This is a genomic window from Streptomyces ortus (assembly GCF_026341275.1).
GTDB lineage: Bacteria > Actinomycetota > Actinomycetes > Streptomycetales > Streptomycetaceae > Streptomyces > Streptomyces ortus.
This window is the reverse complement of the sequence record NZ_JAIFZO010000002.1, coordinates 3,769,768-3,796,759: the sequence shown is the minus strand read 5'-3', so window position 1 is coordinate 3,796,759 and position 26,992 is coordinate 3,769,768. Positions and strand designations below refer to the sequence as shown.

26 protein-coding genes are annotated in these 26,992 nt (G+C 71.1%); 6 read left to right on the top strand and 20 right to left on the bottom strand.

Annotated elements, in window-relative coordinates:
- Nucleotides 1-9: 9 nt before the first annotated feature.
- On the top strand, nucleotides 10-1,251 hold the full coding sequence (locus K3769_RS20030) for an aminotransferase class V-fold PLP-dependent enzyme (RefSeq protein ID WP_267027774.1): 1,242 nt from the start codon (nucleotides 10-12) through the stop codon (nucleotides 1,249-1,251).
- A 43-nt stretch (nucleotides 1,252-1,294) separates the two neighbouring features.
- On the opposite strand, the gene K3769_RS20025 is transcribed toward K3769_RS20030, so the two are convergent.
- The gene (locus tag K3769_RS20025; RefSeq protein WP_267027773.1) at nucleotides 1,295-2,326 is read right to left on the bottom strand and encodes a YihY/virulence factor BrkB family protein; all 1,032 of its coding nucleotides are present in this window, start codon (nucleotides 2,324-2,326) and stop codon (nucleotides 1,295-1,297) included.
- A 149-nt stretch (nucleotides 2,327-2,475) separates the two neighbouring features.
- Between K3769_RS20025 and K3769_RS20020 the strand changes: the two genes are divergently transcribed.
- The gene (locus tag K3769_RS20020) at nucleotides 2,476-2,934 is read left to right on the top strand and encodes an SRPBCC family protein (protein WP_267027772.1); all 459 of its coding nucleotides are present in this window, start codon (nucleotides 2,476-2,478) and stop codon (nucleotides 2,932-2,934) included.
- 91 nt (nucleotides 2,935-3,025) lie between these two features.
- Here the strand turns inward: K3769_RS20020 and K3769_RS20015 are convergent, their stop codons facing one another.
- The 8 genes from K3769_RS20015 to K3769_RS19980 all read right to left on the bottom strand — a co-directional run bounded on the left by K3769_RS20015 (nucleotide 3,026) and on the right by K3769_RS19980 (nucleotide 10,157).
- The gene (locus tag K3769_RS20015; protein WP_267027771.1) at nucleotides 3,026-3,952 is read right to left on the bottom strand and encodes an anti-sigma factor RsbA family regulatory protein; all 927 of its coding nucleotides are present in this window, start codon (nucleotides 3,950-3,952) and stop codon (nucleotides 3,026-3,028) included.
- On the bottom strand, nucleotides 3,949-4,323 hold the full coding sequence (locus K3769_RS20010) for an STAS domain-containing protein (protein ID WP_372514987.1): 375 nt from the start codon (nucleotides 4,321-4,323) through the stop codon (nucleotides 3,949-3,951). The genes K3769_RS20015 and K3769_RS20010 overlap by 4 nt, the downstream gene beginning before the upstream one ends.
- Nucleotides 4,324-4,445: 122 nt before the next feature.
- A complete protein-coding gene (locus K3769_RS20005) occupies nucleotides 4,446-4,730 on the bottom strand; it encodes a zinc-ribbon domain-containing protein (protein ID WP_267027770.1) in 285 nt (94 codons plus the stop codon).
- 39 nt (nucleotides 4,731-4,769) lie between these two features.
- The gene (locus K3769_RS20000; protein WP_267027769.1) at nucleotides 4,770-5,672 is read right to left on the bottom strand and encodes an STM4011 family radical SAM protein; all 903 of its coding nucleotides are present in this window, start codon (nucleotides 5,670-5,672) and stop codon (nucleotides 4,770-4,772) included.
- 6 nt (nucleotides 5,673-5,678) lie between these two features.
- Nucleotides 5,679-7,091 carry an STM4012 family radical SAM protein gene (locus K3769_RS19995; protein WP_267027768.1) on the bottom strand — a complete coding sequence of 471 codons (1,413 nt, stop codon included), beginning with the start codon at nucleotides 7,089-7,091 and terminating at the stop codon, nucleotides 5,679-5,681.
- Entirely contained in the window at nucleotides 7,088-7,894 is an 807-nt protein-coding gene (locus K3769_RS19990) for an STM4013/SEN3800 family hydrolase (protein ID WP_267031453.1), read from the bottom strand. The genes K3769_RS19995 and K3769_RS19990 overlap by 4 nt, the downstream gene beginning before the upstream one ends.
- 64 nt (nucleotides 7,895-7,958) lie before the next feature.
- The gene (locus tag K3769_RS19985) at nucleotides 7,959-9,152 is read right to left on the bottom strand and encodes an STM4014 family protein (protein ID WP_267027767.1); all 1,194 of its coding nucleotides are present in this window, start codon (nucleotides 9,150-9,152) and stop codon (nucleotides 7,959-7,961) included.
- Nucleotides 9,153-9,188: 36 nt separating this feature from the next.
- Complete coding sequence (locus K3769_RS19980) at nucleotides 9,189-10,157, bottom strand: STM4015 family protein (RefSeq protein ID WP_267027766.1); 969 nt, start codon at nucleotides 10,155-10,157, stop codon at nucleotides 9,189-9,191.
- 250 nt (nucleotides 10,158-10,407) lie between these two features.
- Between K3769_RS19980 and K3769_RS19975 the strand changes: the two genes are divergently transcribed.
- Both K3769_RS19975 and K3769_RS19970 read left to right on the top strand, forming a co-directional pair.
- Nucleotides 10,408-10,734 carry a DUF8820 family protein gene (locus K3769_RS19975; RefSeq protein ID WP_267027765.1) on the top strand — a complete coding sequence of 109 codons (327 nt, stop codon included), beginning with the start codon at nucleotides 10,408-10,410 and terminating at the stop codon, nucleotides 10,732-10,734.
- 108 nt (nucleotides 10,735-10,842) lie between these two features.
- Nucleotides 10,843-11,916, top strand: a complete 1,074-nt coding sequence (locus tag K3769_RS19970) for a DUF6745 domain-containing protein (protein ID WP_267027764.1) — start codon at nucleotides 10,843-10,845, stop codon at nucleotides 11,914-11,916.
- 25 nt (nucleotides 11,917-11,941) lie between these two features.
- Here K3769_RS19970 and K3769_RS19965 read toward each other — a convergent pair whose 3' ends face one another.
- The 5 genes from K3769_RS19965 to ligA all read right to left on the bottom strand — a co-directional run bounded on the left by K3769_RS19965 (nucleotide 11,942) and on the right by ligA (nucleotide 17,060).
- Nucleotides 11,942-12,883 carry an endonuclease/exonuclease/phosphatase family protein gene (locus tag K3769_RS19965; RefSeq protein ID WP_267031452.1) on the bottom strand — a complete coding sequence of 314 codons (942 nt, stop codon included), beginning with the start codon at nucleotides 12,881-12,883 and terminating at the stop codon, nucleotides 11,942-11,944.
- A gap of 321 nt (nucleotides 12,884-13,204) precedes the next feature.
- Nucleotides 13,205-13,645, bottom strand: coding sequence for a hypothetical protein (locus tag K3769_RS19960; protein WP_267027763.1), 441 nt, complete (start codon nucleotides 13,643-13,645; stop codon nucleotides 13,205-13,207).
- A 303-nt stretch (nucleotides 13,646-13,948) separates the two neighbouring features.
- Nucleotides 13,949-14,095 carry a hypothetical protein gene (locus K3769_RS19955; RefSeq protein WP_189767551.1) on the bottom strand — a complete coding sequence of 49 codons (147 nt, stop codon included), beginning with the start codon at nucleotides 14,093-14,095 and terminating at the stop codon, nucleotides 13,949-13,951.
- A gap of 138 nt (nucleotides 14,096-14,233) precedes the next feature.
- Nucleotides 14,234-14,806 (bottom strand): hypothetical protein, encoded by a 573-nt coding sequence (locus tag K3769_RS19950; protein WP_267027762.1) that lies wholly within the window; start codon nucleotides 14,804-14,806, stop codon nucleotides 14,234-14,236.
- 115 nt (nucleotides 14,807-14,921) lie between these two features.
- Entirely contained in the window at nucleotides 14,922-17,060 is a 2,139-nt protein-coding gene (gene ligA / locus K3769_RS19945; protein ID WP_267027761.1) for an NAD-dependent DNA ligase LigA, read from the bottom strand.
- Nucleotides 17,061-17,133: 73 nt separating this feature from the next.
- Between ligA and K3769_RS19940 the strand changes: the two genes are divergently transcribed.
- Nucleotides 17,134-17,697 carry a GNAT family N-acetyltransferase gene (locus K3769_RS19940; protein ID WP_267031451.1) on the top strand — a complete coding sequence of 188 codons (564 nt, stop codon included), beginning with the start codon at nucleotides 17,134-17,136 and terminating at the stop codon, nucleotides 17,695-17,697.
- 102 nt (nucleotides 17,698-17,799) lie between these two features.
- Here K3769_RS19940 and K3769_RS19935 read toward each other — a convergent pair whose 3' ends face one another.
- Together K3769_RS19935 and K3769_RS19930 are read right to left on the bottom strand one after the other, a co-directional pair.
- Nucleotides 17,800-18,453, bottom strand: a complete 654-nt coding sequence (locus tag K3769_RS19935) for a hypothetical protein (RefSeq protein WP_267027760.1) — start codon at nucleotides 18,451-18,453, stop codon at nucleotides 17,800-17,802.
- A gap of 187 nt (nucleotides 18,454-18,640) precedes the next feature.
- Entirely contained in the window at nucleotides 18,641-19,843 is a 1,203-nt protein-coding gene (locus K3769_RS19930) for an FAD-dependent oxidoreductase (protein WP_267027759.1), read from the bottom strand.
- 299 nt (nucleotides 19,844-20,142) lie between these two features.
- Between K3769_RS19930 and K3769_RS19925 the strand changes: the two genes are divergently transcribed.
- On the top strand, nucleotides 20,143-21,957 hold the full coding sequence (locus K3769_RS19925) for an ABC transporter ATP-binding protein (RefSeq protein WP_267027758.1): 1,815 nt from the start codon (nucleotides 20,143-20,145) through the stop codon (nucleotides 21,955-21,957).
- 108 nt (nucleotides 21,958-22,065) lie between these two features.
- On the opposite strand, the gene K3769_RS19920 is transcribed toward K3769_RS19925, so the two are convergent.
- The 4 genes from K3769_RS19920 to K3769_RS19905 form a co-directional block, all read right to left on the bottom strand.
- Nucleotides 22,066-23,154, bottom strand: coding sequence for a glutamate--cysteine ligase 2 (locus tag K3769_RS19920; RefSeq protein ID WP_267027757.1), 1,089 nt, complete (start codon nucleotides 23,152-23,154; stop codon nucleotides 22,066-22,068).
- Between the two features lie 234 nt (nucleotides 23,155-23,388).
- Nucleotides 23,389-24,420, bottom strand: coding sequence for an ABC transporter permease (locus K3769_RS19915; RefSeq protein ID WP_267027756.1), 1,032 nt, complete (start codon nucleotides 24,418-24,420; stop codon nucleotides 23,389-23,391).
- Nucleotides 24,417-25,379 (bottom strand): ABC transporter permease, encoded by a 963-nt coding sequence (locus K3769_RS19910; protein ID WP_267027755.1) that lies wholly within the window; start codon nucleotides 25,377-25,379, stop codon nucleotides 24,417-24,419. Before K3769_RS19910 ends, K3769_RS19915 begins: the two co-directional genes overlap by 4 nt.
- Complete coding sequence (locus K3769_RS19905) at nucleotides 25,372-26,991, bottom strand: sugar ABC transporter ATP-binding protein (RefSeq protein ID WP_267027754.1); 1,620 nt, start codon at nucleotides 26,989-26,991, stop codon at nucleotides 25,372-25,374. Before K3769_RS19905 ends, K3769_RS19910 begins: the two co-directional genes overlap by 8 nt.
- Nucleotide 26,992: the final 1 nt, after the last annotated feature.

Sequence of the window (26,992 nt, the reverse complement as noted above, 5' to 3'; positions counted from 1 at the left end):
CACCTCGTCATGGAATCCACCAGCCTTGGACACGGCACCGTGGAACACGGCAGCGTGGCACACCCCGGCCTGGACATCGAGGCGCTCCGTCAAGACACCCCGGGTACCGCACACCGGACGCACCTCAACAACGCCGGAGCCGGACTGCTCTCGCGGCGGACCCTCACGACGATGACCACCCATCTGGAGCTGGAGGCGGACATCGGCGGATACGAGGCCGCCCGCCAGGAACAGGACCGCATCGACGCCACCCGCACGGACATCGCCCGGTTGGTGGGCGGGCAGCCCGACGAGATCGCGCTCTTCGACAACTCCACGCACGCGTGGAACGCCGCCTTCTACTCGATGACCTTCGCGCCGGGCGACCGCATCCTGACCGGCCGGGCCGAGTACGGCAGCAGCGTGCTGGCCTATCTGCAGACCGCCCGGCGTTCCGGCGCGGAGATCGTGGTGGTCCCCGACGACAAGTACGGCCGGCTCGACACCGAGGCGCTGGCCGCACTGATCGACGAGCGCACCAGGCTCATCGGTGTCACCCACATCCCCACCAGCGGCGGCCTGGTCAACCCCGCGCACGAGATCGGCCGGATCGCGCGAGCCGCCGGCGTGCCGTTCCTGCTCGACGCCACCCAGTCCGTGGGGCAGTTCCCCCTCGACGTCACCCGGATCGGCTGCGACATGCTCAGCGCCACCGGCCGCAAGTTCCTGCGGGGCCCGCGCGGCACCGGCTTCCTGTGGGTGCGCCGCGAGGCCCTCGACCACCTCGACCCGTTCGTCAGCGACATCGAGGCAGCGACCTGGGACGGCGAACGGAGCTTCACCTGGCACTCCGGCGCACGGCGCTTCGAGACCTGGGAGGCGAGCTACGCCAACGTCCTGGGCCTGGGCGCGGCCGTCCGTCAGGCCCTGGACCTGGGCATGGACCTGATCGGGGAGCGGGCCATGGCCCTCGGCACGTATCTGCGCGAAGCCCTGGAGGCCCTGCCCGGCGTCAGCACGTACGACCTCGGGCGGGTCCGGTGCGCCATCGTCACCGCGAAGGTGGACGCCGTACCCACCGCGGACGTCGCCGCGGCGCTCGCGCGGCAGGGGATCAACGTCAGCACGACCGTCCCCGAACACACCCAGTTCGACACGGAGGTGCGGGACGTCCACCCCCTGGTACGCCTCTCACCGCACTACTACAACACCCGTGCCGAACTGGACCGGGCCGTGGCGGCTTTCGCCGAACTCGCGCGCACGGCCGGCTGAGACGACCGGCCGGCACGCTCGCTCCGACATTCCGCGCGGCCCCTCATTCCATCCGGCGCTGCTCCTCGTCGCTCCACGCGCGGGTGTCCCGGGGCGGCACATAGGGCTCCTCGGTGTCCGGCAGACCGCCCGCGATGGCGCGCTGCCGGGCCATCTCGGAGTCGAACTCCAGCCCGAGCAGGATCGCGATATTCGTGATCCACAACCAGACCAGGAAGACGATGACACCGGCGAGCGTGCCGTAGGTCTTGTTGTACGAGCCGAAGTTCGCCACGTAGAACGCGAATCCGGCCGAGGCGACCAGCCAGATCAACAGGGCCAGCACGCTACCGGGGGTGATCCACTTGTAGCCGCGGCCCTTGACGTTCGGTGTCGCCCAGTAGAGAAGGGCGATCATGATGGTGACGAGCACGACCAGCACCGGCCACTTCGCGATCGACCACACCGTCAGCGCCGTGTCGCCGATCCCCAGCGCGCCGCCCGCCTGGCGGGCCAGCGAACCGGTGAACACCACGATCAGCGCGCTGATCACCGCCAGCACCAGGAGGACGACCGTCACGCCCACGCGGATGGGCAGCACCTTCCAGACGGGACGTCCCTCCGGCATGTCGTAGACGGCGTTGGCGGAGCGGATGAAGGCCGCCACATAACCGGAGGCCGACCACACGGCGAGGACGACACCGACCAGGGCCATGAGGGAGCCGATGCCGCCCCGGCCCTGCAACTGCGTCACCGCGTCGCTGATGATGTCCCGCGCGGAGCCGGGAGCCAGCTTCTGGAGGTTGTCCAGGACCTCCTGGGTCGCCGACTTGCCGGCGATGCCCAGGAGCGAGACCAGGAGCAGCAGCGCCGGGAACATCGACAGCACCCCGTAGTACGTCAGTGCCGCGGCCCGGTCGGCCAGCTCGTCGTCCTGGAACTCCTTGACCGTGCCTTTCAGAACGGCCAGCCAGGACCGCTTCGGCAACTCGCGGAGGCTGTCCGGTGCCCGTTCCTCTATCTGCTCCGAGGGGCCCGGAGTCTCCTGCTCCGGCGGGCCCGGAGTCTGCTGCTCGGAATTCGGTGTCCTTGACATGGGGGCCGGGTATCCCGACCCGCCCCGCCCATGCGCCGACCGGCGACGACGGCCGCCGACCGGAAGCAATGGCTCCATCGAGTTGTAGGAGGACGCTCTTCGGGTACCCGCCGCGCCGAGACGAGATCCACAGGGAAAGGAGCCACCTGATGAGCACGGTCAAGGAAGCGGTCGAGGTCGAGGTCCCCGTCAGCGTCGCCTACAACCAGTGGACCCAGTTCGAGGAGTTCCCCAAGTTCATGGAGGGCGTGGAGGAGATCAGGCAGGTCGACGACCGCCACAACCACTGGACCACCAAGATCGGTGGAGTGAAGCGCGAGTTCGACACGGAGATCGTCGACCAGTTCCCCGACGAGCGCATCACCTGGCGCACCACCAGTGGTGACACCCGGCAGAAGGGCACGGTCAGCTTCCAGCGGCTGGACGACACGCGTACGCGGGTCCAGCTCGTGATGGACGTGGAGCCCACCGGAGTGGCCGAGCAGGCCGCCGACCTGACGGGGACGATCGACCGCCGGGTCAAGGGGGACATGAAGCGCTTCAAGGAGTACATCGAGCAGGGCGGCGGCGCGTCCGGTTCCTGGCGCGGTCGCATCACCCCCGGCTGACCGGCCGCACCCCACGGGCGTCCGGCAGGGCGACCTCGCCCGCCCTGCCGGCTCCCTGGCCCCTGAGGGTCCCCAGGTCGCCTGAGGGCCCTCAGACGTCCACGTAACAGCGGACGACCGTGCCGTCGGGACCGGTGTGCACACGTACCAGATCCATGAGGTAGTTCACCAACAACAACCCGCGCCCGCCCAGTTGCGCGGGCGGTGAAGGGCGCCGCCCGGCGAGCGGATCCGTCAGCTGTCCCTTGTCGCGCACCTCGCACACCACTTGGCCGTCCTCGGCCCACACGTACACCGTGCCCGAACCGCCGCCGTGCACCACGCTGTTGGTGGTCAGTTCGGCCACGGCCAGCGCCAGGTCGTCCAGCCGCACGCCGGACAGGCCGAACCGCGCGGCCCGCTCGCCCACGAAGTACCGGGCCGCCGGCAGCTCGTCCGCCCCGAAGACGTACCCCTCCGTGCCCTCCGTGACCGGCAGCGGTTCGTTGTACCGCTCGACCACCCGCTCGGGCGCGTAGGACGGGCTGGTGCGCCGTCGGCCCTCCGATATGACCACCGGATGGGTCGCGTACGCGTCGGTCAGCACCCGCTCGTCGAGTCCGGCCTCGTCGTACGGACACAGGATCGTCGCGTCCCGGCCCTCGAACGCGGAGTTGATCAGTGCCTCGTGCTGTACGCAGGCCGGGTACTCCACTCCGGTGCGCTCGGGCCAGATCGGCTCACCGATGATCCGGACGCGCGTCGCCGGGTGGGCGTCGGCGAACACGCGCAGCACCCGGGGAATGATCCGTCCGGGGTTGCGTCCCGCCCGCGTCATGTCGATGAAGCGCACGTCCGGGGCGGCGTCCCCCAGCGCGGACCGCACGACGTCCAGTCGCGGTCCGGGCACGGCGACCGCGACCGGTTCGCCGGCCGCCAGCCCCTCGCGGATGAACGGCACGGTGCCGTCCACGTACTCCTCCTCGTCCCGGTAGAAGAGGGCGGGATGCAGGAACGATTCGGAGGGCGGGGCCGTCATCGCGCCACCACCTCGACGCCCGGCAGGCCGGGCCAGAACATCTCCAGTACACGTCCCACGGCGGCGGGCGGCTGTTCGATCATGATGCGACGTCCTTCGGGAAGACCTTGAACCGCCACCGCGAGGGCGGAGACACCGGCGACGTCGACGAAGGTGATCGCCGACAGTTCCAAGTGGCACACCTCCGCTTCCTCCCGGGCCAGCCTGTCCAGGGCCCGTTCCCAGGCCGTGCGCGTGCTCAGGCTGATCTCGCCGGCGGCCCGCCAGCCCGGCCGGTCCGCCAGTGGGCGCACCTGGAGGGTGTCCGTGGACCGTGTGGACGACACGTCCGGCAGGCCGCCGACGAGGTCCGCCTCCCACGCTCTGTCCACGCTGACCACCCCTGGAGTGTCGTCGTTTCCGGCCCAGTATCCCCCGGTCCGGCACTCCCGTGACACAGAAGTCGGGCACAGCTGTCGTTCGAGCCCGCCCCGGCCGGGACCCGGCGGCCGGATCAGCCCTGGTAGGGCTGCTGCTGCGGCTGTTGCGCATGGGCCTGGCCGCTCGCGCCCTGCGCCTGCAACTGCTCCGCCTGCTCCTTGCCGATCTTCTGCTGTGCGCCGCAGAACGTGCACTGGGTCGCGTACTTCGTCGAGACGGGGAACAGCGGGACGAAGAACAGGGTGAACTTCGTGACGCGCTTGCTGAGCGTGTGCGCGGCGGGGTTGCCGCACCGGCCGCACACCAGCGTCAGTATCGCCAACTGGTAGAGGTATCCCTTGGTGCCAAAGATGATCATGGGGTGGTTCCTTTCGGGGCGAGCGGTGTCCGGCGGCGATCAGCCGGGCCCGGCGCCGAGCCCGGCGGTGGGGACGAGGGGCAGCAGCGGGCGGTCCGGAAATGCGGACGGTACACGTTCCAGGATGCCGCCCGCGAAGACGTCGTACAGCGGCAGCGTCTCCAGGTGGACGTATCCGATGTGGCAGTCGCACAGTTCCTTGGGACAGGCCCGGGGGCCGAGCGCGGCACGGTAGGAGCCGTCGTAGAGGTTGCCCAGCTCGGTGCGCACGAAGTGGCAGCGGCGGACGGTGCCCTCGCCGTCGACGGACAGCACCGACTCGCCGGTGCGGCACGGCATGCCCGCGGAGCGGTGCGGATGCCGGCTGAACGGGAAGAGCGGATCCAGTTCGGTCCACTCGGCGGCCTGGGCGTCCGTATAGGTGTGGCCCTCGGCGGCGTTCACCCACAGGTAGACGTGCCCCGGCAGTTCCGCGCGCAGCCGCCGCGCGTGCTCCAGGTGGTCGGGCACCCCGACGATCCCGACACTGAACCGCACGCCGAGACCGGCCAGCGCGTGGGTCTTGGCGAGGAAACGCTCGTACGGTGTCTGGCCGGGGTGGTAGGTGCACCACAGGGCGACGGTGTCGGGATCCGCGTCCCGCAGCCAGTCGGTGCGGCAGCTCAGATTGGTCTGGATGGCGACCCGTCGCACATGCGGCTCGTTCGACAGTTCCACGAGGGCGCGGCGGTACCAGGAGCGCACCAGCCCCTCGCCCCACGGGGTGAACAGCACGGAGAGACTGTCCTGCCGCTGTTCGCGCGCCCAGGTGCTGAAGCGCTCAAGTGCCGTGCGGTCGGCGCGCAGCTGGGCCGTGGAGTCCCGCCGCTTCGCGAACGGGCAGTACGGGCAGTCGTAGTCGCACGAGGAGAGCGGGCCGCGGTACAGCAGTGTGAGGTCCACCGGCGCTCACTTCGTCTCGTAGGCGGCCATGGCCTCACGCACGGCCGGTGAGAAGAGTTCGGGGCCGATGGCGTCCGAGTGCGCGAGCCCTTCGGCGGAGAGACGCAGCAGCTCCGGCCGTGCGTCGTCGAGCCAGCCGCGGCCGACGAGGGTGCCCAGCTCCGCCGGGAAGTCGTCGCCGGGGTCCGTACCGAACCGCGAGCGGTAGTCCGCGAGGGGAAAGCCCTCCGCCTGGAGCAGCGACTGCAGCAGATGACGGCGCCGTGCCTCGTCCTCGTCCACCCACCTGCCGTGCAGCGCGCGGGAGAAGTCCTCGGTGGCGGTGTAGTCGTCGATGATGCCGCGGATCTCCCGCATCGACACCGCGTAGTCGAAGGAGTAGTGCAGCCGTGAGGTGTACGAGCGCGCGCCGCAGCCCAGGCCGATCATGCCGTCGGTCTGGCACGCGTAGTCGTCCGGCCCCTGCGGCGGCGCGTCCGCCCGCCGGAACATCCGCATCGACACCTGCTCGTACCCGTGGGAGAGCAGATGGTCGCGGCCCTCCCGGTAGCGGCGCAGCCGGTCCTCGTCCCACTGCCGGTCGGCCGTGCGCCGGTCGGTGTGGCGGCCGAGACCGGTGAGCGGACGTATGTAGAGGGGATAGAGGTAGATCTCCTCGGGGCGCCAGGACAGGGCCGCGTCGAGGGAGTAGCGCCAACTGGCCGCCGTCTGGCCGTCGATACCGTAGATCAGGTCGATGTTCAGGACCGGGATCGCGGCCTCGCGGATGCGGGCCAGCGCCGCCTCGACGACGCTCCTGCGCTGGGGGCGGACGGCGGCGCGCGACTCCTCCTCGACGAAGCTCTGTACCCCGAGGCTCAGGCGCGTGGTGCCCCGTTCGGCCAGGACGGCCAGTCTGTCCGCCGTGGCCGTGGACGGTGAAGCCTCCACGGAGAGCGGGACGGCCCGCAGGTCCACGCCCATCTCCCGCTCGGCGATGTCGCACAGCCGCTCCAGCTCGGCGGCCTCCAGATACGTCGGTGTTCCGCCGCCGAACGCCGCGTTGGCGAAACGCGGCGGTTCCTCGTCACCCAGGGCCTCGCGCACGGCGGCGGCCTGGCGCCGCACGGCGTCCAGATAGCGGCCGGTCAGCCCGTCCGGCGCGCCGATGCGGGTGAAGAGGTTGCAGAAGCCGCAGCGGATCTCGCAGAACGGGATGTGCAGATACAGCGAGAGCGCCTGCCGGGACTCCCCGGCCCACAGGTCCGCGAGCCGCGGCGGCGGGACGAGCGGCCGGTAGGCGGTCTTGTGCGGATACGCGTACGTATAGCTCTGGTAGGGGCGCGGCGGAGCGGCGGAGGTGTCCACGGAACTGCCCGAGGCGGTGCTCGTGGTGTGCGTACTGCTCGCGGTGCTGCCCGCGGAGGTGATGACGGTCATGCGGGCGGCTCCAGGAAGAAGTGGCCGTAGGGCACGGTCCACACGGATTCGTGGCCGAGGCGGTGGCCGGTGTAGCCGTCGTCCCCGTAGGCGGTGCCGTGGTCGGAGCAGACGATCGCGAAGCAGCGGCGGCGCGAACTCATCGCGCTGAACAGCCGCCCCACATGACGGTCGATGTACTCCAGCGCCGCGGCGTGGGTGAGGCGGCTGTCGCCCGCCTCCCGGGTCGCGCCGGGGAGGTGGAACCAGTTCGGCTGGTGCAGCGCGGAGGCGTTCAGGAAGAGGAACAGCCGCTGCTGCGGCGGCAGTTCGGCGATAGTCTGCTCGGCCCGTGCCACCTGCGCCTCGAAGGAGGTCGGGGAGGACACGGAGAACTCCGGCTCCCAGTGGCTCTCCTGGAAGTAGCCGGGCAGTACGTCGCCCAGGGCGCCCTGCTTGTTGAAGAAGCCGACGCCGCCGACGCACACCGTGCGGTAGCCGTGCGCGGCCAGGGCGGACACGAGATCCGGGGTCTCGAAGACGAAGGTGCCGTCCGCCGTCGTCTCGCTGCCCGCGAACCGGGCCGCGAACAGGCGTGGATGCGGCCCCGGTCCGGCGGGCGTGGGAAGGAAGCCGGCGAACATCGCCTGGTGGGAGGCGTAGGTGAAGTTCCCCGGCGCGTGCCGCTTCTCCCAGGTGCCGCCCGGGAGACGGGCGGTGAGGTTGGGCAGCCGGCCGGCTGCCGCGAGCTCGACGGCCACGTCGTGGCGGAGGGTGTCCAGGGTGAGCAGGAGCAGATCGTCCCGTCCCACGACCTCGTTCATGTCGGGTGCGGTGGTGGACGTGCTGAGCGTGGCGTCGGTGCGGTCGCCCGGGGGTGGTACGGGGTCAGGCTGTGGCATGGGCTGTCCTCGGCAGGTCGTGCGGTGACGCGGGCGGGCCGGGCTCCCGGGCCGGTGGGGCGGGAGCCCGGCGCGGGTCGTGGTGGAAGGAGCCGGCCGCGGCGATCTGCGCCGCGTACGTGTCCCGGCCCTCCGCCCCGCTGCCCGGCAGACCGGTGAGGCGGGGGAGCAGGTCGCCGAACGCGTTGACCTCGCCGACGGCGAAGCGGCGCCAGCCGATGGCGGGCAGCAGGTCGACACCCACGCACAGCGTGCCGGGAAAGCAGGCGGCGGCCCGCTCGCTCACCTCGATGGCCGTGGCCCACCGGTCGCCCGCCAGCGCGCGCACCGCCGCCAGATCGCCACGCGTCCCGCCCAGATGCAGATTGGTCAGTGGGGAGCGGCTGGTGCGGGCCACGGCGTGGGTGGCCCGGCCCGCCACGACCACGACGCGCAGATCGGCCGACCGGCCGCCGAGGGAGGCCTTCGGCAGCCAGCGTTCGACATGCAGCCCGTCGGGCGCCAGGGCGTCCACGATCGCGGCGACCTCCGCCTCCGACGTGTAGCGCCGCACCCGCAGTGAGTTGTACAGCCGGCCGTCGGCGGCGCGCTCCACCGAGGTCGTCGCACGGACCCGGCCCGAGGCGGCGGTCTCGACGGCCAGGACACCGGAGGCGGACGAGCCGTGGGCGAGCTTCACGAAGGCGCGCCGCAGGCCCGCCGCCGCCATCAGGTCCCGTACGTCCGACCACCCCCGGACCGGCCGGAGGTCGCCGGAACCGGACGTGGGGGACGGCGGCACCGGCACGTCCGCGCGCGTGAGCCGGTCGTGGCAGCGCCTTTTGTCGAACATCACGGCCAGCTCCGCCGGGTCGTCGAGCCTTACACCGCCGCGCAGCGAGGCCACGCAGTCCAGGAACCGCGCGTACCACCGCGCGGAACCCTCCACCCGCGTCGGATCGGCCACGCCCCGCAGCAGGGCGTCCACACCGGCGTCCTCACCGGGGGAGTCGAGGCGGACGATCTCGTCGTCGGCGAAGGTGTGTCCGCCGTCGCGCAGGACGTCGAGCCACTCGACGACCCGGGGCGTGCCGTGGCCCGCGGCCTCGGCGGCCGTGGTGAACAGCCCCACCCTGCGGTTGTCCCCGTTGGCGACGACCACCCACTTCGGCGGTGCGTCCGCCGATCCCGTACGGCGCATGCCGTTCCCCCTCCCTGGTCCGGACTTCGCGGTGCGCTACTCGCCGACCGCGACGAAACGCCAGACCTCGCCGTCGTCGTCCTCGTCGTCCTCGGCGTCGTCCGCGTCGACGTCGACCTGCACACCGGCCGGTTCGAGGGTCTCCAGCAGTCGGGTGCGCAGGGCGGGGCTGAGGTAGTTGTGGTGGAGGTCGAGCACTTTGAGGTGCGTCAACGGCTGACCCGTCAGCAGCGCCGTCGCGCCGTCGTCGGTGAGCACGCCCATGGAGACGTCGAGTTCCTCCAGACGCGCCACCACGGGAGCGGACGCGAGGGCGGAGCAGATGGCGTCCTGGATCTCGCTGTTGCGCAGGGCGAGCCGGGTCAGGGCCGGCAGCCTGGTGCCCGCGAAGAACGGTTCGAGGTCGGCGATGTCGCAGTCGCCGCCGTACTCGGAGGTGCCGAGCCACAGGTCGAGGTCGACGAGGGCGGGCAGGTCGCTGGCGGCGATCGCGCGCACCACTTGGGCGGGCAGGCCGCCGGATTCGACGGTCAGCTTCCGCAGCCGCTCGTGACGGGCGGCGGGGAAGGCCAGTCCGTTGCCGCCGCGGACCCCGAACTCCTCCAGGTCGGGGAAGGCTTCGAGGAGCGGACCCATGTCGCCCTGGGTGATCCAGGAGATCTCGGCCTCCTCCATCACGATGTCGCCGACGAACAGACCGCGCAGGGCGGGGAGCCGGTCGCGGGCCGCCACCAGCGTCTTTATCACCTCGTCGGGGGCGGAGTCGTACACGTCGCTCCACGCGCCCACGACGATCGCCCGGACCCGCTCGGTGTCGACGGCCGCCATGAATCGGCCGAAGGCCGCTTCCCACTGCTCGTCGGAGTCGTACGCGTTCACCGCGATGCGCCAGGCCACGGACTCGGGCGACGGAAGCGAGGACGCGTCGGGCGTCGGCTCGTCGACGCCAGGAAAGTTGAAGGCCGGCAGCCCGTGGAACTCCGTGAGGTGGTCACCGATGGTCATGCGCGCCTGCTCCTTCGTGCGGAAGTCGGGTGGATCGGCAGTCGTGGATCCTGATCCCGGCGCGCGCCGACCGCATCCAGGTACCGGAGTTCTACCAAGCCCCACTGACAACGCGTGGGTCAGGGGTCCTCCCGCGACGCCCCTCGCCGCACACAGGCCGTGCGACCTGCGGTCGAGAGCGATTGTCAGTGCCCGCCTCTACGGTCTTCCCCATGACACACGCACGGTGTGTCACAGCGGGAGGAGACCCATGTACCGGCAAGGAGACGTCCTGATCGTGCCGCTGGCCGAGAGCGCGGTGCCGAAGATCGCGGCCGACGTGGCGTCCGAACCACGCGACGGCCGCGGCAGGCTCGTCCTGGCCCTCGGCGAAGTCACCGGCCACGCCCACGCGGTGGTCGGTCCCGGACGGCTCGTCCGCGAGGCCGGCCTGTTCGGGCCGATGCTGCTGCACGTGCCCGACGGCGCCCGCGTCGTACACGAGGAGCACGCGGCGATCTCCCTCCCGAAGGGCTGGTACCGAGTGATCCGGCAGAGGGAGTACGTGCCGGGCTCGGTGCGCATCGTCGCCGACTGACGACGGAGATATGTCGGACGCGCGGGGAGCGCGAAGCAGGAGAGTGCGACGCAGGACCGGGCGGCACGGGGGTGCGGCCCGGAACGGAACTTGGGGAGAGGAACGGCGTTGACGAATCAGGGCGGTTGGCGGGCGACGGCGGCGGCGACGGGGCCGGGGGACCGGGCGGCGGCCGAGGAGGGCGTCCGGCTCGCCTACCGGCGGGCGGGCCTGGCCGAACCGGAGCGGATCATATGGACGCGCTCACCGCGCGAGGCGGTACGCACACTCATGGCGGCGGCGCGTCCGCAGGATCCGGAGCAGGACGTCTCCGACCCGGATGTCTCCGACCCGGACGTCTCCGGTCCGGACACCTTCGGTGCCAGTGTCCGCGACGCCGTGCTGGGCGCCCCCTGGGCCCGCGAACGGGCGCGACTGCACGGGGAACTGGGTCCTCACGGGTGGAGCGGCCACTGGCGTGCCACGGGAGCGGGCCTGTGGGAGTCGACCCGCACCCTGGTCGACCGGGTGCGGGCGGGCATCGTCGACGAACTCGCCGCCGACCGGGCCACGGAGACACAGGTCCGCCTCCTCCTTCTGGACGCGGCACTGGGGCAGCACGACGCGGCCTGGCTGTGCGCGTTCGACTCCGCGGACGGAAGCCCTCTGGACGGCCTGGCGGCGGTGGCGCGGCACGCCGGCTGGTGGTGGCCCTACGAGAAGGCGGCGGTCATCAGTGAACGCCCCCTGACACTGCACCGGGACGAAGCCGGACGCCTGGACCGCGGAGACGGCCCGGCCCTGGGGTACGCGGACGGGTTCGAGCTGTACGCGTGGCGTGGAATGCCGGTCCCACGCGACTTCCTCGACGAGCTGACCCGGCTGACACCGGAGCGGATCCGCGGCGAGGAGAACGCCGAACTGCGCCGCGTGATGCTGGAGTTCTACGGCTACGACCGCTACCTGGACGAGTCCGGCGCGGTCCCCGTCCACCGCGACGAGACGGGCGTGCTGTGGCGGGTCCAGCTAGTGGGCGACGAGGACGTGGTGATGGTCGAGGTCGTCAACTCCACCCCGGAACCCGACGGCACGAGCCGTACCTACTGGCTGCGGGTGCCGCCGTCGACCCGTACGGCCCGCGAGGGCGTGGCCTGGACGTTCGGCGTGGGGGCGGAGGCGTACGAACCGTTGCAGCAGACGTAGGAGCACGGGCGGGGGGCTACGAGTGTCAGGGACTCGGCGGTGCGTCCTCCGAGCCGCGCCCAAGCGTGATGTCCACGGCGACCGGGAGGTGGTCGCTGCCGGTGGCGGGCAGGGTCCGCACGTTCGACACGGTGGCCGAGCGGGCCAGGATCTGGTCGATCCGGGACACGGGGAAGGAGGCGGGCCAGCTGAAGGCGAAGGCCTGCCTCGTCGAGTCCGTACGGTCCATCCGTGAGGTCACCGGAGCCAGACCCCGGTCGTCCAGGGTGCTGTTGAGGTCACCGAGCAGGATCACCCTCTCCAGCTTCTCGGCGGCGAGGGCCGCCCCCAGCAGGCCGGCGCTCTCGTCGCGAAGACCGGAACCGAGACCGCCCGGGCCGAGCCGCACCGAGGGCAGATGGGCGACGTACACCGCGATGTCGCCCCATGGCGTGCGAGCCGTGGACCGCATTCCGCGGCTCCATCCTTCCTCGATCGCCGCCGGCTTGATGTCCACCCGGCGAACGTCCGACAGGGGATGCCTCGACCACAGCCCGACCGTTCCCTCGACCGCGTGGTGGGGGTACTCCGACGCCAGGGCCTTCTCGTACGCCGGCAACGCGGCCGGGGTCACTTCCTCCAGGGCCACGAAATCCGGTGCGGCCTCGATCAGGGCGATCGCCGTGCCCGTGGGATCGGTGTTCACGTCACTGACGTTGTGCTGGACCGCCGTGAGGTCGTGTGCGCCGCGGTCCTCCGGCAGGAGCCGTCCGCCGAACGACTGCCCCCACACGGCCACGGGCAGCACCAGGGCCACCAGCGCGGTCGCCGAGCGGCGCAACAGAGCGAGCACGAGCAACAGCGGTACGGCCAGGCCGAGCCAGGGCAGGAACGTCTCCAGCAGGCTGCCCAGGCGGCCCACCGTGTTGGGCACCACCGAGGGGAAGGCCAGCAGGACGGCGGTCAGGACGGCGAGCGCGGCGAGCACATGCCCGCGCGCCCAGGGCGACCGGCCGTCCGCGTCCCGGCTACGCCGCCGCCCGGAGAGGGGTCGCCAGGAGAGGGTGCGCTGCCATCGGCCGGGTGCCGTGGTCTGCGTCCTCGTCACCGCGCTGTCGTCAGCCGTTCGCTCCACCAGGCCCCACCCCGTATCCGTCGTGCCCGTAACGACGCACGGCACGGTGATCGGGTTCCGGCGGTGATGGTCCCCGCGGGCCGGGGAGGGCGCTGCCGCCGCACGCCGACAGGCCCGCCGGAGCCGAAAGCTCCGACGGGCCTGCGAGCAGGTGCCTCGGCGGCGTCCTGTCGCTCAGAGACGACCGCCGCTGAGACGGGAAAGCGGGCCGCGCTGCCGCAGACCGGCACGCCGGCCGACGGTGTAGGAGCAGAGGACCACAACCGCGGCCCCCGCACCGGCGCCGGCCGCGATGGCCTTCCTGGCCTTCAGGAGGGTCCAGGCGACGCCGGCCTTGCCGACCGTCTGCTGAGCGGCCGTGGAGACACCGCCCTGCACCGTCCTGGCCGTTTCCTTGGCCTTCTGCGACGCGACTCCGCCGAGGTTCACCAGGGCTTCCCTGCTGCCACGGCCAACGGCCCCGGCAGCGTCCCCGGCACTCTTCACCGCCTCGGTGGCGGCCTTCTGTGACTCCTTCGCGGGCGCCGTGGCACCTTCGGTCACGGTGGTCTTCGCCGCTCGCGCATGCGCGGTGGGCGACTGTCCGTTCGTGGTTTTGTTGTTCGCTCCAGCCATGAACACCGGGTATCCGGCTCTGCGTTCGGCAAACGGGGATGGTGTTCCACACCTTCACAGCCTTCACGGCCCATCCGCTCTACATCTCGCACGCGTGTGCAGAGCGGGCTCAGAAAGCTGCTAGACTCGATCTTGAGCGAGCCGCCCGGTACGGGCTCGCCTCGCGTCGGTGGTCCAAGGAAAGACGCCCCGCTTCCTGCGGGGAAATGCAGGTGCAAGGCCTGCCCGGCGCTCAACAAGACCCCACCCGGATCCTTCGGGTGGGGTCTTCGCGTTGGCCGCGGGCAGGCCGCTCGGTCGAGGTCAGCGCCGTCCGCGCAGTTTGCCCAGCAGCCGCTGGGCCTGGGCCCGGCGGCGCGGATCGGCGGAGGCGCGGCGTGCCTGCTCGATGGTGCGCCGTCCCTGCGGGCTCCGGGCGAACTGCTTGATCTTGTTCATGATGCCTGCCATGGCTCTACTCCTGGGCCGGGGGCGGTGGTGCGGTCCGTGCACAGCTTCGTATACCCCGTCACGGGAAGACCACAACGGCAGCCGGCCTCGGCTCTTGCGCGGAACCTCGTGGCGACAGCCCGGCGCGAGACCCCCGGGTCACAGGGCGAAGGTGTCGGTGAGGTGCACGGCGTAGCCGTCGTCCTCCATGAGAAGGACGGTGACGCCGAAGGGGGAGGGGTGGTCGAGATCGAGCGGAGTGAAGGAGTACGTGAGGGCCGCCTGGACCGGCGGGGCCAGCTCGCCACCGGGCTGCGGCCCCGGCGCGGACAGCCACCGGGGTTCAACCGGGCCCCGACCCTCGGGCGATGAGTCCCCGGACTCGTACGCGCAGGGCAGCTGGTGCAGTACGTGGCCGTCCTTCGTGGCGTGCACCAGGTTCAGGCAGGGGGCCGGGCCGACGACCGGAAGCCCGCATTCGGCCGCGACGTTCTGGGTGTCCCAGGCGAGCACGACCTCGTCCGCGCCCGCCGCCGCGGCGACGTTCGAGAGCTCGACGATCGCGGTCACGGCGTCCTGGCCCACCTCGGCCGGCCGCAGCCGGATCAGCCCGACCAGTTCGCCGCGGACCAGCGGCATGATGACCGGGCGGGGCGCACTGCCCTGAGCCAGATCCGCGGCGTACGCCTTCTTCATCGATGCGACCAGTGCGTCCCACGTCTGCGTGTCCACGGATTTCCCCTCACCAACAGCCTGTTCACGAGCGACGCAGAGCCTGTCACGGCGGCCCGCTCCCGCGCCAACCGCCCCGGCCCGGAGCACGCGGGGCACGGGCGGCCGGGGTGAACTACTGAGCGGACTGTTCGAGGTGGTCGGTGACGAGCTCGGCGAACTCGTCGGGGGTGGCCAGGCGGATGCCGAGGGTCTCGGCCTTGGCGCGCTTGGATCCGGCGCCCTCTCCCGCCACCACCAGGGTGGTCTTCTTGGAGACGCTGGAGGAGGAGCGGCCCCCGGCCCGTTCGATCAGTTCGTTCATCTGGTTGCGGCTGAGCTTCTCCAGTACGCCGGTCATCGCGCCGGTCACCACCACCGTCATCCCGGTGAGCGGCCCGCCGGACGCCGCCGACCCCTCTGCGTCCTGGGAGCTGCCCTCAGAGATGCCAGAACCCACAGACCCCTCGGCGTCCTCGGCCGTCGGTGCGCTCGGGGGAGTGGCGCCGGGCTCGGTCATGTTCACCCCGGCGGCGACGAGCTTGTCGATGAGCGGGGCCAGCTCGGCGAGTTCGGAGACGATGGACGGCGCCTTCTCCGTACCGATGCCCTCGACCTGCTGCATCGACCCGGCGTCGGCCGCGCGGACGTGGTCCATCGTGGCGAAGTGACGGGCGATGCGCCGGGACATCGACCGTCCCGTGCCCCGTACACCGAGCGCGCACAACACCCGCGACAGCGGGCGCTCCCTGGCCGTGGCGAGCGCCGCGAGGAGGTTGTCGGTGCTCGTCTCCCCCATCCGCTCCAGACTCAGGAGCTGGTCGCGGGTGAGGATGAACAGATCCGCGAGATCGGCCACCAGCCCCGCTTCGACGAGCTGGACGACACGGGTGTGGCCGAGACCCTCGATGTCGAGCTGATCGCGGCCGGCCGCGTACGAGAGGGAGGCGACCAGATGGCAGTTGCGGCCGTTCTCGCAGCGCCAGCGCTGCTCGCCGGTGTCGATGCCGCTCCCGCACCGCGGGCACATCTCGGGGAAGACGATGGGCTGTTCGTCGCCCGTGCGCAGATGGGCGACGGGTGCCTCGATACGGGGGATGACGTCACCGGCCCGGTGGACCATGACATGGTCGCCCAGACGCAGGTCGCGCCGGGTGATGTCGGCCGGGTTGTGGAGGGTGGCGTAGGTGATGGTGGCTCCGTCGATGACGACCGGTTCGAGTACGGCGCGCGGGGCGATGATGCCGGTACGGCCCACGTTCCATTCGACCGCGAGGAGCCGGGTGATCTTCTCCACGGCGGGCAGCTTGTAGGCGATGGCCCAGCGCGGGGCACGTGAACCGGATCCGGCGGCGCGCTGGTCGGCGGCCAGGTCCGCCTTGATGACGATCCCGTCGATGCCGAACGGCAGTGAGGCGCGCAGCGCGGCGATCTCCCGCACCCTGGCCAGTACCTGCTCGGCCGTGTCGGCGGTGGTGCCCGGTACGGCGGTGCCCGCGGTGGTGTTCACCCCGAGCCCGGCGGCACGGTCCATCAGCTCGCTGTGGGACAGCTCCCGCAGCCGCTCGGCCGGCTCGGCGTCCGTGTCCGGCAGGGGCAGCAGACCGTAGCCGAAGAACGTCATCGGCACGGTGTAGGCACGCTCCTTGGCTCTCAGGGTGCCCGCCGAGGCGCCGCGCGGATTCGCGAACGGCTGCCCGCCGTGCGCGGTGCGCACCTCGTTGGCGTGCTCGAACTGGGCCGTGGTCATCAGCACTTCCCCGCGCACCTCCACCGTCAACGGCTCGGCCAGGACCGCGGGCAGGCCCTCGATGGTGCCGATGGCGTGCGAGACGTCCTCGCCGGCCGTCCCGTCCCCACGGGTGATCAGCCGCTCCAGACGGCCGGCGGTGTAACGGGCCGCGATCGCCAGACCGTCGAGCTTCGGTTCGACGCTGAACCGCTCCACGTCATGGCCCACCCGCCGCGCCAGTGACGCCGTCCAGGCGGTGAACTCCTCGGCCGAGAACACGTTGTCCAGACTGAGCATCGCCACCGTGTGCGGCACATCGCCGTCCACCGCGCCGCCGGCGACCTTCCCGCTCGGCGAGCCGGGCAGCACCTCGTCGGGGTGCTCCGCCTCCCACGCGGTGACGGCGCGCACGAGCCGGTCGTAGGTGTCGTCGTCCATGGGCGAGGTGCCGCCCGTGTAGTAGGCGGCCGACGCCTTCACGGCGTCCTCGACGGCCTGTGCGTAGGCGACGGCGTCCACGATCACTGCAACTGGTGAGGTCATGGGAGTCATCCTGCCCGCCACCACTGACAACGGCTCCGGCCCGGACTCCGGACCCGGCGTGCTCCAATGGGGGATGGCTTCGTTTTGGACCGGTGAACGAGTACGGCTGCGTGGTGTCGAGCCCGACGACTGGACGGCGCTCATGCGCTTCGAGGCGGACGAGGAGCGGCTGGGCGACCTGGTGCGGGCGCCCCGCTCCGCCGAGGGGCACCGTGCCCGCGCGAAGGAACTGGCGCTCGCCGGGCCCGACGGCGACCGCTTCCTCCTGGTGGTCGAAGCCGTCGACACGGGACGGCCGGTCGGTGTGGTCGGCTCGCACCACGCCGACGCGCGCGCGGGCTGGTTCGAGTACGGCATCTCCCTGGGCGCGGAGCACCGGCGCAAGGGCTGTGCGACGGAGGCCGCGACACTGCTGCTGCGGTACATGTTCGCCGAGCGGCGCTTCCACAAGTGTCAGGCGCGGGTGTTCGCACACAACGAGGCGTCGCTGTCACTGCAGCGCAGACTCGGTCTCGTCGAGGAGGGGCGTCTGCGCGACCAGGTGTTCTTCGCCGGCCGGCATCACGACGTGGTCATGATGGGCGTACTCGCCGACGAGTTCGCGCACCTGCATCCGGCCGGTCCGACTGAGGTGTGACCGGCCGCGGGGCTGTGTGCCGTCGGCGGCCCCGGCACGCGGTGGCGAACGGGCGCCAGTGAGCGTGCCGGTGGCCTCGGGGCGGGGCGCCGACGGGGAAGGTCAGCTGGCTGCCGCTGCGGGCTCGGCCTTGGCGTCGGCCTCGGTGGCGGCGGTGTAGAAGACCGAGGAACCCTGCTTGTTGCGGTGGGCGCTGCTCCGGGCGACCAGGTTTTCGAGGGTGGTGCGCACGACGGTGGTCTTGATGGTGCGCTCCGGGTGGGCCGCGGTGAGCGCGGTGGTGATCTCGGCGGCGGAACGCGGCTCCTTCTGCGCTTCGAGGTGACCGCGGATCAGGTCGACGAGGCTCGGCTGAGCGGTCGCCTTCGTGGCCTTCGCGGTGGTGTTCTTCGCCGCCGTGTTCTTGACCCCGCTCGGCTTGGCGTCGGCCTTCTTCGCGCCGGTGGCAGCCGCCTTCTTCGGCTTGGCAGCCTTGACGTCCTTGGCGGCCTTGGGCTGCTTGGTCCGGGCGGAGGACTGACTCGGCACGGAGGGCACCGCCGCGGTGGACCCGGCGACGGGGTTCGTGCCGCCCAGTGCCTCGTGCATGTTCTTCAGCACCGTGTGGTCGTGCTGCAGAGCCAGCAACTGCTCCTGCAGGGCCGCGATGTCCGTCGCGATGCGCTCCTGCTCCTTGCTGTTGTGCTCCAGGTCGCTGGTCACCTGTGCGATGTACTGCGAGGTGAGTTCTGTGGTGGAGATCTGGTTCTCAGACATGAGTGGAGCCTTTCTCGGTCCGTCGGCACATGTGTGCCGTGAGGCTGCACGTCCGTGTGCCGGCGGAGAGCGGGATGGTGTCTGTCAGGGCTGGTCCGTCCGAAGGACTCAACTGCGCTCTTTGCGCCAGTGTAGAGATACTACGCATGGGGGGAACGGGCTGTTCCTGGTGTGTGTCCTGTGCCGGCTAGTGAGGCCGTGATCCGGGTGTACTGTCCTCCGCCTCGGTCCAGAGGCCGGTGTGCCAGTCAAGGTGCCGCACGAGGTCGTCGTCGCCCGGCCGTGACGCGTGAACTCCCCGGCCCGGACGGGGCGGCGGGGGAGTGCCGCGGGAGATGTTCCCGCTGACGGTGACGTTGTCCTCGACACGTGGACGACGCAGTGACTCGTAGAGGGAGAGCGCGGCCTCGGTGCCGGGGGCGTCGCGCAGGCACTTGGCGAGAACCACGGCGTCCTCCAGGGCCATCGAGGCACCCTGTCCGGTCGCCGGGGAGGCCGCGTGCGCCGCGTCACCGATGGTCAGGACGCGGCCGGAGCGCCAGGGTGTACCGGTGGGGATCTCCATGGTGTTGGTGACCATGAGGCGGTCGGTGGTGACCGCGACGACTCCCGCGGCAGGAGTGGTGTCCCTGCGCAGCAGCGGCAGGAGCAGCTCGCGCCAGTGGCCGGGTGTGCCGTCGGCGATCTCCTCGGCGGCCAGCTGTTCACCGGCCACGCGGGCGAACCAGTACGTCTCCCCGGCCGGGGACACCGCGTAGCCGAAGGCGGTCCCGCTGCCCCGCACCATGGTGAGACGTTCGCTCTCCCCGGCGTTCTCCTCGGCCAGGAGCGGGTCGTCGGTGCAGCCGTAGAAGACACGCTGTCCCGCGTAACGGGGCCTTACGGCAGGGGCGAGTCCGTGCCGTACGACGGAGTTCAGTCCGTCCGCCCCGACGAGCAGGTCGCCGGTCACGGTACTGCCGTCGGTGAAGTGCGCGGTGACCGCGTCCGGGGTGTCCTGGACGGACGACAGGCGCGCTCCGTGCCGGATGCCGATGCCCCGGCGAACGGCCTCCGCCTGCAGCGCGGTGGCGAGTTCACCGCGGTGCAGGCACCGGTACCGCAGGAGCGGGTCACCGGCCTCGCCGAGCGGTACATGGGCCACCGTGGCGCCCGTGTCGTCGAGGACACGCATCGAGCGGAGGGGGAAGCCGACCGCCGTGACCGCGGCGGAGGCGTCGATCTGGGCCAGGGCCCGCATGCCGTTGCTCGCGAGGGTGAGGAACGCCCCGATGTCCTCGGCCGCGTCGGGGTGGGCCTCGTACACGGTGACGTCCGAACCCGCCTTGTGCAGCGCCAGCGCGGCGGCCGTGCCGGCGATCCCACCACCGATGACAAGTGTGTGCACCACGTCGTATCCCCCACTCGTACCTGTACGGATCCTCGGTCGCACTGTATGCCCGCATTTCCCTGTGTGCCTCCCGCGAGGTGTGAGGGCGGTGGCACGCCGTTGACGGAAGGGGAACGGGGTCACCTACTTCGCACATGTGTATGGGGGTGCGGGCCGCAAAACACTTGGACGCACCGGGTGTTGGCGCGGGACAATCGCTGTTCCGGCCCACCCGTCCTCCCACCTGTTGTCGGCGTGCGGCAACGGCTATTCACCGCAGGAACGGGCGACGGGCCGCCTGACGACCACTCGGGGGTGGGATGGGATCGCCTGAACCACACAGGGTCCAGCCGCGCAGGGGCGCGGTGCTTCTGGCACTTCGGCACTACGGACGGGAACTGGCCCGGTTACGGCTGTTCTCGGTACCGGCCCTGCTCCTGCCGGCCATGGGCAACATCGGCATCAACTACATCGCGCCGCTCATCGTCGCGAAACTCGTCGCCAGGATCGCCGCCGACGGCGGCATCACCGTCACCGACGCACTCCCTTACGTCGTCGGTTTCTCCGGCGTCCTGTTGCTCGGGGAAGCACTGTGGCGCCTGGGCCTGCACTGCCTGAACCGGCTCGCCGCCCGCGGCATCGAGAACCTGTACGTGATCGGCATGGACGAGCTGTTCGCCAAGGACGCGGCCTTCTTCCACGACAACTTCGCCGGCTCGCTGACCAAGCGGGTGCTGAGCTTCGCCTCCCGGTTCGAGGAGTTCGTCGACACACTGACGTTCCAGGTGGTGGGCCGCGTGATCCCCCTGGCGTTCGGCTCGGTCATCCTCTGGCGGTACGAACCCCTGCTCGTCGTCGGCCTGTTGACGATGCTCGTGCTGACCGCGCTGTGCGTGGTGCCTCTCATCCGCCGCCGCCAGGCACTGGTGGACCGGCGCGAGGAGGCGATCGCCCGGGTGTCGGGGCATGTCGCCGACAGCCTGATGAACATGGACACGGTCCGCGCCTTCGCGGCCGAGGAACGCGAGGCCGCCGAACACCGGTCCCGGGTCGCCGAGTCACGGCGGCTCACCCTGCGGGCGTGGGACTACGGCAACCTGCGCATCGACACACTGGTCGCACCCATGTCCGTACTCACCAACGCGCTGGGCCTGTTGCTCGCGGTCGCCCTCGCCGGCAGCGGGCACGGCGTGGAGGCGGTCGTGGTGGCCTTCACGTACTACTCGAACGCGACGCGGATCATGTTCGAGTTCAATCAGGTGTACCGCCGCCTGGAAAGCTCGATGACCGAGGCGGGACAGTTCACCGAACTGCTGCTGATGCCCCCGACCGTGTTGGACCCGGTACCGCCGGAGCCGCTGCTGTCCCAGGCGGCCGACGTCCGCTTCGAGGAGGTGACCTTCGCCCACGCGGGAGCCGGGCCCCTCTTCCAGGGGCTCGAACTGGCGGTGCCCAGCGGGGCGAAGATCGGTCTCGTCGGCCGGTCCGGCGGCGGCAAGACCACGCTCAGCCGACTGCTGCTGAGGATGACGGACCTCGACGCCGGCCGGATCCTGATCGGCGGACAGGACATCAGCAGGCTGCGCCAGGCCGAGCTGCGCAGCCTGATCGCCTATGTGCCGCAGGACCCCGCCATGTTCCACCGCTCGCTGCGGGACAACATCGCGTTCGCCCGCCCGGACGCCACGGACCGGGAGATCCGGCGCGCGGCCGAGACGGCACATGTCACGGAGTTCGCCGACGCCCTGCCGGACGGCTTCGACACGATGGTGGGCGAGCGCGGGGTGAAGCTGTCCGGCGGGCAGCGCCAGCGGGTCGCGCTCGCCAGGGCGATCCTGCGTGACGCGCCGATCCTGCTGCTCGACGAGGCCACCAGCGCCCTGGACTCCGAGAGCGAGGTGCTGGTCCAGGAGGCGCTGTGGAGGCTCATGGAGGGTCGGACCGCCCTCGTGGTGGCGCACCGGCTGAGCACGGTCGCCACCATGGACCGGCTCATCGTCCTCGACCGCGGACGCATCGTCGAACAGGGGACCCACCAGGAACTGCTCGCCTCGGCCGGCGCGTACGCCAAGCTGTGGCAGCACCAGTCCGGCGGCTTCCTCGACGACGGCCCCACCCGGGCGACCGTCCACTGACCGCACTGACCGCACTGACCGCACTGACCGCACTGACCGCACTGACCGGACGCGAGTCGCCCGTGGTCAGTGCGGTCGGTGTGCAGTGGGTGTGCAGTGGGTGTGTGCTCAGGTCTGGGTACGCCGCACGCACTCCTTGACCACGTCACCCAGGTTTCCGGACCGCTCCAGGACCTCGCGCTGCACCCGGGCGCCGTTGCCCTCCCGCAGCAGTTCCGCCGCGGCCTTGTGCACCCGGTCGGTGTCACCGCTGTCGTCCAGGGCGGGACCCACGTGTTCCAGCAGCGCGCGGACCACGTCCCCGGCCGGTGCCGGCCGCATGGTCGAGGGGTGCAGCAGTTCCTCCTCAAGACCCGACCGCGCCGCCCGCCAGGCGGCCAGGCGCAACAGCTCCACGGGGTGCGCCACCGGGGCGGTTCCCGCGCGCCACTCGCGCGCCGCCGTCTCGACGAGTCCACGGGTGAGGGTGGCGATCAGGGTCGCGGTGCTCGCCTCCAGACAGACGTCCGACACCCGGATCTCGACGGTGGGGTACCGCTCGGCGATCCGCGCGTCGTAATAGACCATGCCCCGGTCCTTCAGCACCCCCGTGGCCACCATGTCGTCGATCCGCCGGTGGTAGGCGTCCGCCGAACCGAACAACTCGGTGGGGCCGGCCATCGGCCAGCGCATCCACACCCGGCTCCGGTAACTGCTGTAGAGGCTGTCCTTGCCCTGCCAGAAGGGGGAGTTCGTGCTGAGCGCGGTCAGCACGGACAGCCAGGGGCGGATACGGTCGAGCACCGCCGCGCCCTCGTCGTCGGACTCCACCGACACATGGATGTGGCAGCCGCAGACCAGCTGCTCCTGGGCGGGCAGACCGAAGTTCTCGAGCATCCACTCGTAACGGGGACTCGTACTGACCGACGGGCTGACCGGCAGGGGAGACGTGGCGAGCGCGACGACGGTGGCCCCGATGTCCCCCGCGACACGCGCCGCCTCCTTGCGGCACCGGACGATCTCCGCGCCGAGCTCGGTCATGTCCGACTGCGGATGAGTGGCGAATTCGAGCTGCTGGGTGTGCAGCTCCTTCTCGAACGTCTCCTCCGACGGATCGTCCCGGGCCGCGCGAGCGAGTACCGCCGCGGACAGAGCCTGGGGTTCTCCGGTCGCGTGATCGACCAGGAGCAGTTCTTCTTCCACGCCCACGGTACGCACGTCACAAAGCCTCTCATAAGGGTCGCCGAAAAGCGGCGACGCGGAATACCGGGAAGGCGGAGGCAGACAAGTCCTCCCCCGGGTTTTCCGAATGCCCTGGAACGGCGGGTGGACACCAGGCAACCGGGAGGGGACCCAGGTTGCCCGTGCGGAGCAGCCGGCGTGCCGGTCGCCGGTCCGGAACATGTCCCGGCCCCGTCCGGGCGGTTTCGACGCCGCCCGGACAGGGCCGGATCACAGCACCCGGCGTCTGCGGCCCAGCCAGGTCTGAGCCACCACGACCACGGCCAGGAAGGCGCCGCTGACCACCTGCTGGTACGCGGAGTCCAGGGAGCCGATCTGGTTGATGACGTTCTGGATCACCTTCAGCAGGAGCACGCCGACCAGTGAACCGCTGACGAAGCCGAAACCGCCCGAGAGCAGCGTGCCGCCGATGACGACCGCCGAGATGGCCTCCAGTTCCATGCCCGAGCCGAGGATCGTCACGCCCGACACCAGCCAGGCCGCGTTGAGCGCGCCCGCGAGACCGGCGCACAGTCCCGACAGGGCGTACACGGTGATCTTCGTACGCGCCACGGGGGCACCCATCAGGGCCGCCGCGTCCTCGTTGCCGCCGACCGCGTACACGTACTGCCCGAACCGGGTGAGCCGCAGGACGACGGCGCCCAGGACGAACAGCGCCACCGTGATCCAGATCGGTACGCCGATGCCGAGCAGCGAGCCCTGCCCGAGGGTCGCGAAGAACGAGTCCTTGTCGACGAGGTAGGTCTTCGAGCCCTCGTCGGTGATCGCCAGCAGGATGCCGCGCGCCCCGAGCATGGCCGCCAGGGTGACGATGAAGGGGGCCAGGCCCGACCGCGCGATGAGCAGGCCGTTGACCACCCCGATCAGTCCGCACACCGCGAGCGGGAGCAGCAGGGCCACCGCCGTGCCGTACTGCGAGCCCCAGGCGGCCAGTACCCCGCCGAGGGCGAAGAGCGAGCCGACGGACAGGTCGATCCCGCCGGTCACGATGACGAACGTCATGCCCAGCGCGACCACGGCGAGGAACGCCGAGGACAGCGCCATGTTCTCCAGGTTGTCACCGGTCAGGAAGGTGTCGAAGCTCAGCGACGCCGCGACCATGGCCACCACGAGGGTGACCAGGGCGCCGTGCTGCTGCGCGAGGGCGCTGAAGCGCTCCGCGCGGGTGGGTGCGTCGGCCTTCTCGGGCTCCTGCCGGACGGGGGCCGGCCGCCGCTCGGCCTCTGTGGTCCCGATGGTCATCGCTTCCCCCGTTCACGGGCCGCGTAGACGGCGGCGATGATCACCACGGCCTGGGCCATCTGCGTCCACGACGGTTGCAGGTCGTGCTTGATGAGCGTGGTGGTCAGCAACTGGATCAGTACGGCCCCGGCGACCGTGCCGCCGATACGTACGCGGCCCCCGGACAGCGGAGTGCCGCCGACGACCACCGCCGTGATCGCCGACAGTTCCATGAGGTTGCCCAGCGAGGTGGGGTCGCTCGCCGTCAGCCGGGCGGTGGCCAGGATGCCCGCCACCGCGGCCAGCGCGCCGGAGCACGCGTACACCACGATGAGGACCCGGCGCACCGGCAGCCCCGCGAGACGTGCCGCGGGCCTGCTGTCGCCGACGGCGAGCAACTGGCGCCCGAAGGTGGTGCGGCGCACCACGAAGGCCACCAGCAGCGCGAGGGCCGCCGCGATGAGGACGAGATACGGCACGCCCAGCACGTCACCCGAGCCGAGTGACGCCATTCCCGGATCGCGTACGTCCTCCAGCTGCGGGAGCAGCACCAGGGCGATCCCGCGGCCGGCGACCATGAGGGCCAGGGTGGCGACGATCGGCTGGACGCCCAGGAAGGCGATCAGCGAACCGTTCGCCAGGCCGATCACGATGCCGCCCGCCACCGCCATGAGGACGGCCATCCACGGGCCGTAGCCGAGATACAGGGACAGCAGCGAGGTGGACAGGGCCATCACCGAGCCCACCGACAGGTCGACCCCCTCGGTGCCGATCGCCAGCGCCATGCCGAGCGCGACGATGAGGACCGGCGCGACCTGGACGGCCTGGGTGCGGAAGTTCTCCGCCGAGACGAAGTTCGAGGTGAAGACGAAGTTGAAGACGAGCAGGGCCACGACGCCCGCGTAGACGCCGTACTCCTGGAGCAGGCGCAGCAGCCGCTCGCGGTCCACCTGACCGCGGACGAGCGTGAGGTCAGTCATGGGTGCTCCCAGCGGATTTCGCGCTCTTCGAGAAGCCCGGCGGTGGTGTCGAGTGGTCCGGCGATGTCGGGAGGTCGGGCGGTGCCGGGAGGTCAGCCGCTTCGGAGGGTGCCGAGGGCTCGGCCGCGATGGCGCGCATCAACGCGTCCTCGGTGACGGCGTCGCCGGTCAGCTCGTCGACCACCACACCGTCCTTGAGGACGACGATCCGGTCGCTGCCCTCGATCAGTTCCTCGGTGTCGGAGGAGATCAGCAGCACGGCGAGCCCCTCCTCGGCGAGTTCGTCGATGAGGGACTGGACCTCCGCCTTGGCACCCACGTCGATGCCCCGGGTGGGCTCGTCGAGGAGCAGCACCTTCGGGTGCATGGCGAGCCAGCGGGCCAGCAGCACCTTCTGCTGGTTGCCGCCGGACAGCTCGCCGACCTTCTGGTGCGGCCCCGCGGACTTGATGCGCAGCCGTTGCACGAACATGTCGACGACCTTGTCGACGCGGGCGTTGTCCACCAGCCCGAACCGGGAGAATCCGGGCAGGGCGGCCAGCGCGATGTTCTCCCGTACCGAGAGGCCGGGCGAGATGCCCTCGGCCTTGCGGTCCTCCGGCAGCAGGCTGATCCCGGCGCGGATCGCGGCCGGTGTGGAGCCGGTCCGCACGGGCGCGCCGCCGACCGACACCCGGCCGGAGCCGGTCGGCAGCGCGCCCGCTATCGCCCTCGCGGTCTCACTGCGGCCCGAGCCGAGGAGCCCGCCCAGGCCCACCACCTCACCCGGACGGATGGCGAGCGACACATCCTTCAGCTGGTGACGGATCGTCAGCCCCTCGGCGCGCAGCACCGGTTCGGCCGCCGCTCGGTGGGAGCCGGTGAACTTGGTCAGGCCCTCGCTGCGGACCTCGCCGATCTCCCGGCCCAGCATCAGCGAGACCAGCCGCAGCCGGCTGAGGTCGGCGAGCCGTCCGGTGTGCACCACCCGGCCGTCACGCAGCACGGTCACGGCGTCGCAGATCTCGTACAGCTCGTCCATGCGGTGGCTCACATAGACCACCGCGATGCCGCGCTCGCGGAGCATGCCGATCACGTCGAACAGGGTCCGCACCTCGCGCGGTTCGAGCGAGGAGGTGGGCTCGTCCATGATCACGACACGTGCGTCGATGGCGACCGCCCGTGCGAGGGCCACCATCTGCTGTGCGCCGACGCCCAGTTCGCGCAGCGGCCGGCTCACGTCGACCCGGATGCCGAGGCCCCGCAGCGCCTCGTCGGCCTCCCGGTGCATACGCCGGAAGTCGATCAGGCCGAGCCGGCCGCGCGGTTCACGGCCGAGGAGGAGGTTGCGCGCCACGCTCATCAGCGGGACGAGGTTGACCTCCTGGTAGATGGTGGAGATGCCCGCCTGCTGGGCCTGCAGGGGTGTGGTGAAGCGGACCGGCGAGCCGTTGTGGACGACCTCGCCGGCGTCCGGCCGGTAGACACCGGTGAGTACTTTGATCAGGGTCGACTTGCCCGCGCCGTTCTCGCCGACGAGGGCGTGCACCTCCCCGGCGCGGGCGGTGAAGTCCACGTCGGACAGCGCCTTCACGCCGGGGAAGAGCTTGGACACGCCAGTGACGGAGAGCATC

Excerpts from the sequence above, each read along its gene's own strand:
- K3769_RS19955 (WP_189767551.1), bottom strand. The coding sequence starts at position 14,095 with ATGGCAGGCATCATGAACAAGATCAAGCAGTTCGCCCGGAGCCCGCAG.
- K3769_RS19915 (WP_267027756.1), bottom strand. The coding sequence starts at position 24,420 with ATGACCATCGGGACCACAGAGGCCGAGCGGCGGCCGGCCCCCGTCCGG.
- K3769_RS20025 (WP_267027773.1), bottom strand. The coding sequence starts at position 2,326 with ATGTCAAGGACACCGAATTCCGAGCAGCAGACTCCGGGCCCGCCGGAG.
- K3769_RS19935 (WP_267027760.1), bottom strand. The coding sequence starts at position 18,453 with ATGTCTGAGAACCAGATCTCCACCACAGAACTCACCTCGCAGTACATC.
- K3769_RS19980 (WP_267027766.1), bottom strand. The coding sequence starts at position 10,157 with ATGACCATCGGTGACCACCTCACGGAGTTCCACGGGCTGCCGGCCTTC.
- K3769_RS20030 (WP_267027774.1), top strand. The coding sequence starts at position 10 with ATGGAATCCACCAGCCTTGGACACGGCACCGTGGAACACGGCAGCGTG.
- K3769_RS19990 (WP_267031453.1), bottom strand. The coding sequence starts at position 7,894 with ATGAACGAGGTCGTGGGACGGGACGATCTGCTCCTGCTCACCCTGGAC.
- K3769_RS19960 (WP_267027763.1), bottom strand. The coding sequence starts at position 13,645 with ATGGCTGGAGCGAACAACAAAACCACGAACGGACAGTCGCCCACCGCG.
- K3769_RS19985 (WP_267027767.1), bottom strand. The coding sequence starts at position 9,152 with ATGCGCCGTACGGGATCGGCGGACGCACCGCCGAAGTGGGTGGTCGTC.
- K3769_RS19940 (WP_267031451.1), top strand. The coding sequence starts at position 17,134 with ATGGCTTCGTTTTGGACCGGTGAACGAGTACGGCTGCGTGGTGTCGAG.
- K3769_RS20015 (WP_267027771.1), bottom strand. The coding sequence starts at position 3,952 with ATGACGGCCCCGCCCTCCGAATCGTTCCTGCATCCCGCCCTCTTCTAC.
- K3769_RS20005 (WP_267027770.1), bottom strand. The coding sequence starts at position 4,730 with ATGATCATCTTTGGCACCAAGGGATACCTCTACCAGTTGGCGATACTG.
- K3769_RS19910 (WP_267027755.1), bottom strand. The coding sequence starts at position 25,379 with ATGACTGACCTCACGCTCGTCCGCGGTCAGGTGGACCGCGAGCGGCTG.
- K3769_RS19995 (WP_267027768.1), bottom strand. The coding sequence starts at position 7,091 with ATGACCGTCATCACCTCCGCGGGCAGCACCGCGAGCAGTACGCACACC.
- K3769_RS20020 (WP_267027772.1), top strand. The coding sequence starts at position 2,476 with ATGAGCACGGTCAAGGAAGCGGTCGAGGTCGAGGTCCCCGTCAGCGTC.
- ligA (WP_267027761.1), bottom strand. The coding sequence starts at position 17,060 with ATGACCTCACCAGTTGCAGTGATCGTGGACGCCGTCGCCTACGCACAG.
- K3769_RS19975 (WP_267027765.1), top strand. The coding sequence starts at position 10,408 with ATGTACCGGCAAGGAGACGTCCTGATCGTGCCGCTGGCCGAGAGCGCG.
- K3769_RS19925 (WP_267027758.1), top strand. The coding sequence starts at position 20,143 with ATGGGATCGCCTGAACCACACAGGGTCCAGCCGCGCAGGGGCGCGGTG.
- K3769_RS19905 (WP_267027754.1), bottom strand. The coding sequence starts at position 26,991 with ATGCTCTCCGTCACTGGCGTGTCCAAGCTCTTCCCCGGCGTGAAGGCG.